The sequence below is a fragment of the Streptomyces sp. NPDC058231 genome (assembly GCF_042882275.1).
Taxonomy (GTDB): Bacteria; Actinomycetota; Actinomycetes; order Streptomycetales; family Streptomycetaceae; genus Streptomyces.
Genome location: NZ_JBHVWN010000014.1, coordinates 12,430 through 25,499, shown reverse-complemented (window position 1 = coordinate 25,499; position 13,070 = coordinate 12,430). Strand labels below are relative to the sequence as shown.

Below are 13,070 nucleotides of genomic sequence, written 5' to 3'. Positions count from 1 at the left end.
GAGCGTTCCGAGATCGGCGATTTCCGGAACCCGCGGACTTCGCGGGTGGAATCACCGTGCAGCGCTTCGGAAAATCGTGTGGATCTTGCTCAAAAACTGTGGACAACTCCACCGTTGTGAATATCTCGGTCACTCAAACCAGCGACTTCCGGAGAGCGGCGCTCCAGTTACACACTGTGACGGGACAGAGTGGTGCGAGACATCGGGAAAAGTGGGCCGTCGCGGCCGAGAAGGAGGAAGAATGAGTGATTCCGAACGGCAGAAACGCGTCCGGACATGCGACGACCCCCGCCGGGGGGGAGAGCGGGGGTCGTCCCCACGGCCGACTCGGGGGGGGAGGAGTCGGACCGGGTTAGCACGGTCGCGAACGATCCGTGACTTCCATGGTGTACCCGAGAGCCTTCTCAGGCAAACCCACGCGCCAGAGTTTACGCCGAATGGTGGGCCCCTATGCTCTGCCTTGTGGAAAACCACTCCTTGCCGCGCACAGCAGCCTTCTTCGACCTGGACAAGACGGTCATTGCGAAGTCATCGACTCTGACCTTCAGCAAGTCCTTCTACCAAGGCGGACTGATCAACCGCCGTGCCGTACTGCGCACCGCGTACGCACAGTTCGTGTTCCTCGCCGGGGGCGCCGATCACGACCAGATGGAGCGGATGCGCGAATATCTCTCCGCGCTCTGCAAGGGCTGGAACGTCCAGCAGGTGAAGGAAATCGTCGCCGAGACACTGCACGATCTGATCGACCCGATCATCTACGACGAGGCGGCGACCCTCATCGAGGAGCATCACACCGCCGGACGCGATGTGGTCATCGTCTCCACCTCGGGCGCCGAGGTGGTCGAGCCGATCGGCGAACTGCTCGGCGCCGACCGGGTCGTGGCCACCCGAATGGTCGTCGGTGACGACGGCTGCTTCACCGGCGAGGTGGAGTACTACGCATACGGGCCGACAAAGGCCGAGGCGGTCAAGTCGCTCGCCGTGTCCGAGGGCTACGACCTCTCGCGCTGCTACGCCTACAGCGACTCCGCGACCGATGTACCGATGCTGGAGTCCGTCGGCCACCCGCACGCGGTCAATCCGGACCGTGCGCTGCGACGCGAAGCGACACTTCGGGAATGGCCGATTCTCGTCTTCGACCGCCCGGTCCGGCTCAAGCAACGACTGCCCACACTGTCGATGCCACCGCGCCCGGCGCTCGTCGCCGCGGCGGCGGTGGGTGCGGCCGCCCTCACCGCAGGACTGGTCTGGTACACCTCACGCCGGCGCGCAGCCGCGGCATCCGCCTGACATCAGGCAACCAGGGCAAAGTTGCCGAGCCGTGTGTTCCGGGCGTGCACACCCGGAACGCACGGGGCCCGCCCCGGAGACGGAGGAACCCGCACCCGACCCTGCCCGCCCACCCAGCCGCACCGCCCCGAGGGGCCGGATTTCAACCCGGACCCTTTATCCAAAATGTCCATATTTGAAAGCAAAAGTAAAGAAGTTTGGCCAGCACTACCGCTTACCGCGGCTCAGGAGTACAAAGGACTCAACGGCCCGCGAGACCAAGGACATCCGAAAGGATTACCTGATAACGCAGAGATGGCCCCACGGACCGAGCATGGAAACCGAGCACCCACGCGACGTCGACCCGTCGATTACGGGCCAGCCGCACCAGGTGACGGGCTGAGTTCCCGACCTGATGGGCAAGTTTCGAGGACGCCTGGTAACTGGGTGGACATGCCAGCGGCGGTACCGAGGACGGTACCGCCGCAACCCTTTTGAACCCCGAGCCGAGTTGGCGTGCTCCCGGACACCCGCAGGATCGGCACCGGCAGGATCGAAGGAACGAGCAGCCCCAACGAAGGACGGCGCGCCCACTTCGGTACAGCAGGCGGCTACGCGGCCCCGCGCTGAAGCGCTTCGCAGACCGCCGTCGACTCCCTGACCCCCAGCTCGACCGCGCGCCCGCAGTGCGCGATCCAAGCGGCCATACCGTCGGGCGTCCCCGAGAGGTAGCCGTCGAACGCCGCGACGTACGCCGCCCGGCCCAGTTCCGCGTGCCCGACCTCGGCCGGGCAGATCGACTTCGGGTCGAGTCCGCTCCCGATCAGCACGATCCGTTCGGCAGTGCGTGCGACCAGCCCGTTGTACGCACCGAACGGGCGCAGTGCCAGCAGTTCGCCGTGCACGACGGCAGCCGTCACGAGCGCGGGGGCCGCGCTGCCCGAAAGGATCAGGCCGGAGAGCCCCTCCAGACGTCCGGCCACCTCGTCGGCATCCGGAAGCGGCGCTTCGATCAGCGGTTCGTCCACCGGTTCGCCCGCGAGCCGGGGGCGGCCGACCGACTCCTCGGGCGCTGCCCCGCCGGCCGCCACCAGATGCAGCCGGGCAAGGACCCGCAGCGGCGACTGACGCCAGATGGAGAGCAGTTGACCGGCCTCCGCGGTGAGCCGGAGGGCAGCACCGATCACCTGGGACTCGCCGTCACCGCTGAAGTCGGTGCGCCGGCGCACCTCCTCAAGATTCCAGTCGGCGCCGGACAGCGCAGCAGAGCCGCGTGCGCCGCGCAGCGCCGCCTCCGCGGTGACCTCGTTGCTGCGGCGGCGCATGACACGGTGACCGTAGACCCGGTCGACGGCCTTGCGTACGGAGTCCACCGCGTCGGTGACCCCCGGCAGCGAACCGAGGGCGGCGAGCGGATCTGAGGCAGTCGTACTCATAAGTAGCGAGGCTACGCGTCCCCTACACCCTTGCTGCCCCGGAGTGGCCTTCTTCACGAAGTTCGACAGCACACAGCAATCGGACCGCTACCCTAGGTGAACATGAAGATCGCTTTCGTAGGGAAGGGCGGCAGCGGCAAGACCACGTTGTCCTCGCTCTTCATCCGCCACCTCGCTGCCAATGAAGCCCATGTCGTCGCAGTGGACGCCGACATCAACCAGCACCTCGGGGCCGCGCTGGGCCTCGACGAGGAGGAGGCTGCGGCGCTGCCCGCCCTGGGTGCGCATCTGCCTCTGATCAAGGAGTACCTGCGGGGCAGCAATCCCCGTATCGCTTCGGCGGAGACGATGATCAAGACGACTCCGCCGGGCGAGGGCTCACGGCTGCTGCGGGTCCGCGAGGACAACCCGGTCTACGACGCGTGCGCCCGGACGGTCGGGCTGGACGACGGGGAGATCCGGCTTATGGCCACCGGGCCGTTCACCGAATCGGATCTCGGGGTGGCGTGCTACCACTCCAAGGTCGGCGCGGTCGAGCTGTGCCTCAACCATCTCGTCGACGGCCCCGACGAGTACGTGGTCGTCGACATGACGGCCGGTTCGGATTCGTTCGCGTCCGGCATGTTCACCCGCTTCGACATGACGTTCCTGATCGCCGAACCGACGCGCAAGGGGGTCTCGGTCTACCGGCAGTACAAGGAGTACGCCCGGGACTTCGGAGTGGCCCTGAAAGTCGTCGGCAACAAGGTGCAGGGCCAGGACGACGTGGACTTCTTGCGGGCCGAGGTCGGCGACGACCTGCTGGTCACAGTCGGCCACTCCGACTGGGTCCGGGCCATGGAGAAAGGCCGTCCAGCCCGTTTCGAACTGCTGGAGGCGGACAACCGGATGGCCCTGCAGGCCCTCCAGAACGCGGCAGAGGATTCGTACGAGCTGCGCGACTGGGACCGCTACACGCGGCAGATGGTGCACTTCCACCTGAGGAACGCGGAGAGCTGGGGGAACGAGAAGACCGGCGCCGACCTGGCCGCCCAGGTCGACCCGGCCTTCGTACTCGACGAGCGGTGTGCACATCTCGGCGCAGCTCAGCCCGCGTGATGCGGCCATTCCACCGCCCGGCGCCCTGAAGTCGCGCCTTCCTGACTTTGCCCCCGGCCCCAGGGTCCGGTCCCTTGATCCGGCCGGTCGCCCCGCACCGCGGCGACCGGCGGGTCGGAGGGCAGCAGTATCAGCCGGCTTCGCGTCGGATCTGCCGGGAACCCGTGCCGCGCGCCAGAGGTCCGGACCGAACCGGAGGCCACGGCACCGGGTCAGGACGCCCAGCCCTCCTCCGGCCATGGCCTGCGCCGGGCACCCTCAGCTCGGCCGGCGTCGTCGACTCCCGGGCGTCCAGCCGTCGACGGACTGCCGGAATGAGACGACGCACCCACCGCCGCCGAAGACCCTCTCACCGGCGCGCGGCTCCCTTCACATGCCCGGCCGCGGACCTGGATCCGGCCGCTGCGCAGCTGCTCGCCCCGGCGCAACTAGCGATCCGAGGCGCCCCGCGTGTCCTCGTCGAGCCATCACCGACACCGGAACGCACTCTCGGACACCCACACCCGGGAAGGGGCGGAACCGCACCGGAATGCGGAGCGGAGAGCAAATTTTCGGATAATTTGCGCGACATACGGCGCTATGGCCGCGGCCAAGGTGTCAGCCACACGCACTGCACCTCCGAAAAAATCGGCATCATAAACCAAATGAAAAGATACTTATTCACTTGAACGAGTGATGAACCCGGCCATTTGCTCTAAAACATGGACACAGAACTTTACTCTCCATTACGATCTGTTTACCGAGAGTTGAGAAATCCCGCCGCTGCACGCCGTGACCCACGGCCGCGCCACCCACGTTCCGCGACCGCGCTGCCCCGGAGGAGACGGGAATATGCCTGCCTGCGTCCCCACTCGTCATGACCACACATCCCGCAGTTCGCGCCCATCCAGCGACTCTGGAATCAAGCGCCCCCACAGCCCGCCACCACCGCGCCCGCGCGGACGACTCCGTATCGCGGGCGCCGATCTGTCCGCATCGATCACTGTCTTTCTCATCGCCATCCCCATGTCGCTCGGCCTCGCCGTCGCCATGGACGCCCCGCTGGAGGCCGGACTCATCTCCGCCGCCATCGGCGGCATCGTCGCCGGACTGCTCGGCGGCACGCCTCTCCAGGTCAGCGGCCCGTCGGCCGGACTGACCGTGGTGACAGCCGAGTTGATCCAGGTCTACGGCTGGCGCACCACCTGCGCGATCACCGTCGGCGCCGGTCTGCTGCAGATCCTGCTCGGCTCACTGCGAGCGGCACGCAGCGCTCTCGCCGTCAGCCCCGCCATCGTTCACGGCACCCTGGCCGGCATCGGCGTCGCCATCGCTCTCGCCCAGCTGCACATCGTGCTCGGCGGCTCACCTCAGAGCTCAGCCGTCGCCAACGCCTTCGCGCTGCCGGACCAATTGGGCCGGCTGAGCCCGGCGGCCCCGCTCATCGGTGGGCTGACCATCGCGATCCTGATGATGTGGCCACGGCTCCCAGGGCGGATCGGGCGGTCGGTGAGACGGATCCCGGCAGCCCTCGCCTCGGTGGCGATCGCGACGGCTGTGGCAGCGGCCGCTGCGCCCGGGATCGCCCGGGTCGAACTGCCCTCCTGGGACTCCCATGCGCTGCCCGAACTGCCTCAGGGCTCCGTACCCGGCCTGGCCACCGCCGTGTTCACGGTGATGCTGGTCGCCAGCCTCGAATCGCTGCTCGCCGCGGTCGCGGTGGACAAGCTGGCCGCCGACCGCGCCACCGGGCCGGCCGTGGTCGGCTCCGACACCCGGACCGACGGTACGAGGCAGGCCGGCACCGGAACGCCTGCCGCACCGCCCGACCGGTCCACGGTCCCCGCCCTGCCGGCCAAGCGCTCCGACCTCGACCGCGAGCTGCGCGGCCAGGGCGTCTCCAATGTCCTGTCCGGGCTGCTGGGCGGGTTGGCGGTGTCCGGCGGCGCGGTGCGGAGCTCGGCGAACGTACGGGCCGGGGCCACCGGTCGCGCCGCCACCGTGCTGCACGGCGTCTGGGTCCTGCTCGCCACCGGACTGCTGGTCGCGGTCCTGGAGCGGATCCCGCTGTCCGCCCTCGCCGCGCTGGTGATGATGGTCGGCATCCAGATGGTCAGCTTCGCCCATATCCGCAATGTCCACAGGCACCGCGAATTCCCGGTGTACGCGGCGACGATCACCGGCGTGGTGGTCTTCGGCGTACTGAAGGGCGTGGTCATCGGGATCGTGGTGGCCGTCGCCGTCGCCCTGCACCGGCTGACCAGGACCCGGATCACGGTGACACATCAGAACGGGCAGCATCTGGTCGTCGTACGCGGCCAGTTGACGTTCCTCGCGGTACCGCGTCTCAGCCGGACGCTCGGTCAGCTCCCCCCAGGCGAGGACGCGGTCGTCGAGCTGGACGGCTTCTTCATGGACCACGCGGCGTACGAGACGATCCAGGACTGGAGCAACGCCCAGAGCGCCCATGGCGGCCGGGTCGTCTTCACCGGCAGATCGGGCGGCAGGATCGCCGAGCCGGCCTCGGCGGCCCACTCCTGCTGCCGCCCCTGGACACCGTGGCGCAACCACCACTGCCATGACCGGCCCGAGGCGGCGAACGCCGACCACGCCCACGCCCACGCCCACGCCCACGCCCACGACAGCGATGTCCGGCCCATGACGGCCGGGCACCATTCCACCGGCACCGTGCACGGCCCGGCCGACACCGCCTCCGCTCCCACTCCTACGTCTGCTCCCGGCCACGACTCCCGCTCCAGCGCCGGAAGTTCCGGCTCCGACCACCACCACCGAACAACCGACCCCACGGCGGCCGACACCATGACCGACGCGACAGACGCCACGACCACCTCGGGCGGCTCCCCAGGAATCGCCCCTGATGCCGCCACCGGCACCTCTCCGGGCGCAGGCGCCCGGCCCGGCGGCGCCCCGACGACATGCGGCACTCCGCGCCGGACCGGCGCACACCGTCTGGCCAGTGGGCTGAGCTCGTTCCAGCGCAATACGGCGCCTCTGGTGCGGGACGAATTGGCCCGGTTGGCCCGGGAGGGACAGCGTCCCTCCCAGCTCTTCATCACCTGCGCCGACTCCCGTCTGGTCACGAGCATGATCACGGCCAGCGGTCCGGGCGATCTCTTCACCGTGCGGAACGTCGGCAATCTGGTGCCCCCGCCGGACTCGGAAGCCGGTGACGACTCGGTGGGCGCCGCGATCGAGTACGCGGTGGACGTACTGAAGGTGGAGTCCATCACCGTCTGCGGCCACTCCGGCTGCGGCGCGATGCAGGCTCTGCTCGGCGCGAAGCCGGACACCCCGCAGACGTCCCTGTGGCGGTGGCTGCGGCACGGTCTGCCGAGCCTGGCGCGGATGGCCTCCCGCGACCATGCCCGGGCGCGGATCGCCGGCCGGCTGCCGGCCGATGCGGTGGAGCAGCTCTGCCTCACCAATGTGGTCCAACAGCTGGACCATCTGCGGGCCCACGAATCGGTGGCGCGGCGGCTCGCCGACGGCACACTGCAACTCCATGGGATGTACTTCCATGTGGGCGAGGCCCAGGCGTATCTGCTGACCGAGGACGCGAGCGCCGGCACCGGGATCGACGAGGTCTTCGACCAGGTGGGCCCCGGTGAACCGCACAGCCCCACCGACCCGTATCCGTCCGCCGGGCAGTACGGCCCCACCCACCCTTACCGGCCCTCCGTTCCGTACCACCTCGCCCGTCCCGGCCATCCCGGCGATCCGGGCGGCCCCTTCGGCTCCGACGAGTTGGAACGTACCCGCGGCTGAACCCCACTCATCTCGGGTCCGTGAGACCTTGTGGTCCTGCTTCCGCACTGCACCGCGCTTCACCCGCACCTGCCGGCGGAAGCGGGATCGCGCCTCCATACACGAAGGCACAGGTCTAAACCAATTCCCGGCAGACACTTGTCACCTGGCCGCTGGCCTGATGAGCTATGCCCCGGGACACAACGGACACCCTGGGAATGGGAGATGTCGTGAGCAACGAAAGCCTGGCCAATCTGCTCAAGGAGGAGCGGCGGTTCGCACCGCCTGCCGATCTGGCCGCGAACGCCAACGTCACAGCGGAGGCGTACGAGCAGGCCGGGGCGGACCGGCTGGGCTTCTGGGCCGAGCAGGCCCGGCGCCTGACCTGGGCCAAGGAGCCGACCGAGACGCTCGACTGGAGCAACCCGCCCTTCGCGAAGTGGTTCGCGGACGGCAAACTGAACGTCGCGTACAACTGCGTCGACCGTCATGTCGAGGCGGGCAACGGCGACCGGGTCGCCATCCACTTCGAGGGTGAGCCCGGCGACAGCCGCGCGATCACCTACGCGGAGCTGAAGGACGAGGTCTCACGCGCCGCCAACGCCCTCACCGAGCTGGGTGTCGGCAAGGGCGACCGGGTCGCCGTCTATCTGCCGATGATCCCCGAGGCCGCTGTCGCCATGCTGGCCTGCGCCCGCATCGGGGCCGCGCACTCGGTGGTCTTCGGCGGCTTCTCCGCAGACGCCATCGCCGCCCGCATCCAGGACGCGGACGCCAAGGTCGTCATCACCGCCGACGGCGGCTACCGCCGGGGCAAGCCGTCCGCGCTGAAGCCGGCGGTCGACGACGCGGTCTCCCGCATCGACAGCGTCGAGCACGTCGTCGTGGTGCAGCGCACCGGCCAGGACACCGCCTGGACCGAGGGACGCGACGTCTGGTGGCACGAGATCACCGGACGCCAGTCCGCCGAGCACACTCCCGAGGCGTTCGAGGCGGAGCAGCCGCTCTTCATCCTCTACACCTCGGGCACGACGGGTAAGCCGAAGGGCATCCTGCACACGTCGGGCGGTTACCTGACGCAGGCGGCGTACACCCACAACGCGGTCTTCGACCTCAAGCCGGAGACCGATGTCTACTGGTGCACCGCCGACATCGGCTGGGTCACCGGACACTCGTACATCGTCTACGGCCCGCTGGCCAACGGCGCGACGCAGGTGATGTACGAGGGCACGCCCGACACTCCTCACCAGGGGCGTTTCTGGGAGATCGTGCAGAAGTACGGCGTCACGATCCTCTACACGGCGCCGACCGCGATCCGTACGTTCATGAAGTGGGGGGACGACATCCCCGCCAAGTTCGACCTGTCGTCCCTGCGGGTCCTCGGTTCGGTCGGTGAGCCGATCAACCCCGAGGCGTGGATCTGGTACCGCAAGCACATCGGGGCCGACACGTGCCCGATCGTGGACACCTGGTGGCAGACCGAGACCGGCGCGATGATGATCTCGCCGCTCCCCGGCGTCACGGAGACAAAGCCCGGTTCCGCGCAGCACGCCCTGCCCGGCATCTCCGCCACCGTCGTCGACGACGAAGCCAACGAGGTGGGGAACGGCGGGGGCGGCTATCTGGTCCTCACCGAGCCGTGGCCGTCGATGCTCCGCACCATCTGGGGCGACGACCAGCGCTTCATCGACACGTACTGGTCGCGCTTCGAGGGCAAGTACTTCGCGGGTGACGGTGCGAAGAAGGACGAGGACGGCGATATCTGGCTGCTCGGCCGGGTCGACGACGTGATGCTCGTGTCCGGGCACAACATCTCGACCACCGAGGTCGAATCGGCACTCGTGTCGCACCCGTCGGTCGCCGAGGCCGCCGTGGTCGGCGCGGCCGACGAGACGACCGGCCAGGCCATCGTCGCGTTCGTGATCCTGCGCGGTACGGCGTCCGCCTCCGACGAGCTCGTCGTGGACCTGCGCAACCACGTCGGCGCCACCCTCGGCCCGATCGCCAAGCCGAAGCGGGTCCTGCCGGTGGCCGAACTGCCGAAGACCCGCTCCGGCAAGATCATGCGGCGTCTGCTGCGCGATGTCGCCGAGAACCGTGAGCTGGGCGACGTCACCACGCTCACCGACTCCTCGGTGATGGACCTCATCCAGACGCAGCTGCCGTCGTCCGCCTCCGAGGACTGACCGGACGGGCTGCGGTACGCGTACGGCTCCGAGGGGCATCCGGCAACGCGCCGGGTGCCCCTCGGGCATTTAAGGTGAAGATCACTGGATACGCCCCCGCACACCCCCGGTACAGTGACAGCAGCGTCAACAACACGACAAGAATGCTCCACAGGGTGTGCCGGGAAGTCTGGTCGGCAAGTGCATCAGCCATGCCGTGGCTGCCGTACCGACCCGGAGGTCTCCACCCGTGGCCGCGCCCATCCCCACCCCCCCTTCACCCCGCCGCACTTTTCTCGGGCGCCTCTCCCTCCCTGAGCGGAACTACCTCGCGGACGCCCTGCGAACCGAGACCGTCGGCGGAGTCATCCTGCTGGTCGCCGCCATCGCCGCGCTGATCTGGGCGAACACCTTCGGCACCGGCTACCGGGCCCTCAGCGACTTCCACTTCGGTCCGGAATCCCTCGGCCTCAACCTCTCCGTGCAGCATTGGGCGGCCGACGGGCTGCTCGCGGTCTTCTTCTTCGTCGCGGGCGTCGAGCTCAAGCGGGAACTGGTCGCGGGTGATCTGCGCGATCCCAAGGCCGCCGCGCTGCCCGTCATCGCCGCCCTGTGCGGAATGGCCGCGCCGGCCGTCGTCTACACGCTGGTGAACGTGACAGGCGGCGGCTCGACGGCCGGCTGGGCCGTACCCACCGCCACCGACATCGCCTTCGCGCTCGCCGTGCTCGCGGTCATCGGCACCTCCCTGCCGTCCGCGCTCCGCGCCTTCCTGCTCACGCTCGCCGTCGTCGACGACCTGTTCGCGATCCTGATCATCGCGATCTTCTTCACCGACCACATCGACTTCGTCGCCCTCGCCGGGGCCTTCGTCGGCCTCGCCGTCTTCTTTCTCCTGCTGCGCAGCGGCGTGCGCGGCTGGTACGTCTACGTACCGCTCGCCCTGGTCATCTGGGGCCTGATGTACAACAGCGGCATCCACGCCACCATCGCCGGTGCCGCCATGGGCCTGATGCTGCGCTGCACCCGGCGCGAGGGCGAGGAGCACTCCCCCGGCGAGCACATCGAACACCTGATACGCCCGCTGTCGGCCGGCCTGGCCGTGCCGATGTTCGCGCTCTTCTCGGCCGGCGTCCCGCTCTCCGGCCACGCGCTGGCGCATGTCTTCACCCGGCCCGAGACGCTCGGCGTCGTGCTGGGGCTCGTCGTCGGCAAGACGGTCGGCATCTTCGGCGGTACATGGCTGGCCGCCCGCTTCACCAGGGCGGAACTGAACGAGGACCTGGCCTGGGCGGACGTCTTCGCGGTCGCCTCGCTCGCCGGGATCGGCTTCACCGTCTCGCTGCTCATCGGCGAGCTGGCCTTCGAAGGCGACGCGTCCGTCGAGAACGAGATCAAGGCAGCCGTACTGCTGGGGTCGCTGATTGCCGCCTCGCTCTCCGGTGTGCTGCTCAAACTCCGGGTACGTACTTACCGGGCGCTGTACGAGGCGGAGGAGCGCGACGAGGACGAGGACGGCGTGCCCGACATCTACGAACAGGACGATCCGGAGTACCACCTCCGGATGGCCGCGCTGCACGAGAGGAAGGCAGCGGAACACCGCCGCCTTGCCGAACTGGCGGGGGCAGCGAGCAGCAAGCCGGACAGTCCGGCATGATCTGACACCAGATGTGTTGAGCAGAGCAGGAGAGGGAGTCAGGGATGAGCGACCCCGGCAACTACGCGGGCAGCGCCGACCGCAGTCTCGGGCAGCTGGTCGCCTCGGCGACGGCCGAGATGTCCGCACTGGTGCACGACGAGATCGCCCTGGCCAAGGCGGAGGTGCGGCAGGACGTCAAGCGGGGCGTGATCGGCAGTGCGTCGTTCATCGTCACGGGCGTGCTGTTCCTTTTCGCGATCCCGGTTCTGAGCTTCGCGGCCGCGTACGGGATCAACAACCTGGGGCTCGGACTGGCCTGGTCGTTCCTGATCGTGGGCGGCGCGTACATCCTGCTGGGAATCGCGCTGGGGCTCTTCGGGTACGCCAAGTTCAAGAAGGTCAAGCCGCCGGAGAAGTCCATCGCCTCGGCGAAGCAGACGGCGGCGGTGCTGCAGGGTGTCAAGCCGCACCCGCGTCCGGAGGTCACCGCGGGCGCCGGTCGTCCCGCCATCACCGGGCCGGGCAGCACGCAGCTGGACAAGGCCGGGGCGAAGGCGGCGGTCAAGGACAACGCGTCCGCTGTGGCACGCTCATCCACATGACCGTCCCCGATTCCAGTGCATTCGGCCCCACCGGCCCCGGCTCCGGCAGTCCCGTACGGATCGACGGTCCGTGGACCCACCGGGACGTGGCGGCCAACGGAGCACGTTTCCACATCGCGGAGCTGGGCGACGGCCCGCTGGTGCTGCTGCTGCACGGATTCCCGCAGTTCTGGTGGACCTGGCGCCACCAGCTGACCGCGCTCGCCGACGCCGGTTTCCGGGCCGTCGCGATGGATCTGCGCGGGGTGGGCGGCAGCGACCGCACACCGCGGGGCTACGACCCCGCCAACCTGGCCCTCGACGTCACCGGGGTGATCCGCTCGCTCGGCGAGCCGGACGCTGCGCTGGTCGGCCACGACATGGGCGGCTACCTCGCCTGGACGGCCGCGGTGATGCGGCCGAAGCTGGTGCGCCGACTGGTGGTCTCCTCGATGCCGCACCCGCGCCGCTGGCGGTCCTCGATGCTCTCCGACTTCGCGCAGTCCCGCGCCGGCTCGTACATCTGGGGTTTCCAGCGCCCCTGGGTCCCGGAGCGTCAGCTCGTCGCGGACGACGGGGCGTTGGTGGGCAGGCTGATCACGGACTGGGCGGGGCCGCGGACCCCCGGGTTCCCCGACGACGCCACCGTGGACGTCTACCGGCGCGCGATGTGCATCCCGTCGACGGCCCACTGCTCGATCGAGCCGTACCGCTGGATGGTGCGTTCCATGGCGCGTCCGGACGGCATCCAGTTCAACCGCAGGATGAAGCGGCCGGTGCGGGTGCCGACCCTGCATCTGCACGGTTCACTCGATCCGGTGGCCCGTACGCGGAGCGCGGCGGGGTCCGGCGAGTACGTCGAAGCGCCTTACCGTTGGCGACTTTTCGACGGTCTGGGGCACTTCCCTCACGAGGAGGACCCGGTCGGGTTCTCGACCGAACTCATCAACTGGCTCCAGGATCCCGAGCCCGACCGGTAGCCACGCGACCACCTCGTCGCGCTGCCGGAACGGTCACCCTGCGCGGCCAACCCGTGGCTGAAAGAGCACAGTTGTGCGTCGAACAGCCAATTGCCCGGCGCATAGGCCAATTGGCTGACGCCTGCGCGATTACCGACCATGAGGCACGGGCAGACGTC

8 protein-coding genes are annotated in these 13,070 nt (G+C 68.9%); 7 read left to right on the top strand and 1 reads right to left on the bottom strand.

What is annotated here, in order from left to right; all coding sequences use genetic code 11:
- Positions 1–450: 450 nt before the first annotated feature.
- Positions 451–1,290 carry an HAD family hydrolase gene (locus tag ACFVXE_RS12805; RefSeq protein ID WP_389671163.1) on the top strand — a complete coding sequence of 280 codons (840 nt, stop codon included), beginning with the start codon at positions 451–453 and terminating at the stop codon, positions 1,288–1,290.
- Positions 1,291–1,880: 590 nt separating this feature from the next.
- On the opposite strand, the gene ACFVXE_RS12800 is transcribed toward ACFVXE_RS12805, so the two are convergent.
- Entirely contained in the window at positions 1,881–2,705 is an 825-nt protein-coding gene (locus ACFVXE_RS12800) for an oxidoreductase (RefSeq protein ID WP_389671161.1), read from the bottom strand.
- A 102-nt stretch (positions 2,706–2,807) separates the two neighbouring features.
- Here ACFVXE_RS12800 and ACFVXE_RS12795 point away from each other — a divergent pair, with 102 nt between their 5' ends.
- The 6 genes from ACFVXE_RS12795 (at position 2,808) to ACFVXE_RS12770 (ending at position 12,912) form a co-directional block, all read left to right on the top strand.
- A complete protein-coding gene (locus ACFVXE_RS12795; protein ID WP_389671159.1) occupies positions 2,808–3,803 on the top strand; it encodes an ATP-binding protein in 996 nt (331 codons plus the stop codon).
- A gap of 831 nt (positions 3,804–4,634) precedes the next feature.
- Positions 4,635–7,568: a SulP family inorganic anion transporter gene (locus tag ACFVXE_RS12790; protein ID WP_389671157.1), complete on the top strand. Its 2,934-nt coding sequence runs from the start codon at positions 4,635–4,637 to the stop codon at positions 7,566–7,568.
- A 167-nt stretch (positions 7,569–7,735) separates the two neighbouring features.
- On the top strand, positions 7,736–9,733 hold the full coding sequence (gene acs / locus ACFVXE_RS12785; protein WP_389671155.1) for an acetate--CoA ligase: 1,998 nt from the start codon (positions 7,736–7,738) through the stop codon (positions 9,731–9,733).
- 229 nt (positions 9,734–9,962) lie between these two features.
- Complete coding sequence (nhaA, locus tag ACFVXE_RS12780) at positions 9,963–11,369, top strand: Na+/H+ antiporter NhaA (RefSeq protein ID WP_389671153.1); 1,407 nt, start codon at positions 9,963–9,965, stop codon at positions 11,367–11,369.
- A gap of 44 nt (positions 11,370–11,413) precedes the next feature.
- Complete coding sequence (locus tag ACFVXE_RS12775; RefSeq protein WP_389671151.1) at positions 11,414–11,953, top strand: phage holin family protein; 540 nt, start codon at positions 11,414–11,416, stop codon at positions 11,951–11,953.
- Positions 11,950–12,912, top strand: a complete 963-nt coding sequence (locus ACFVXE_RS12770; RefSeq protein WP_389671149.1) for an alpha/beta fold hydrolase — start codon at positions 11,950–11,952, stop codon at positions 12,910–12,912. Before ACFVXE_RS12775 ends, ACFVXE_RS12770 begins: the two co-directional genes overlap by 4 nt.
- Positions 12,913–13,070: the final 158 nt, after the last annotated feature.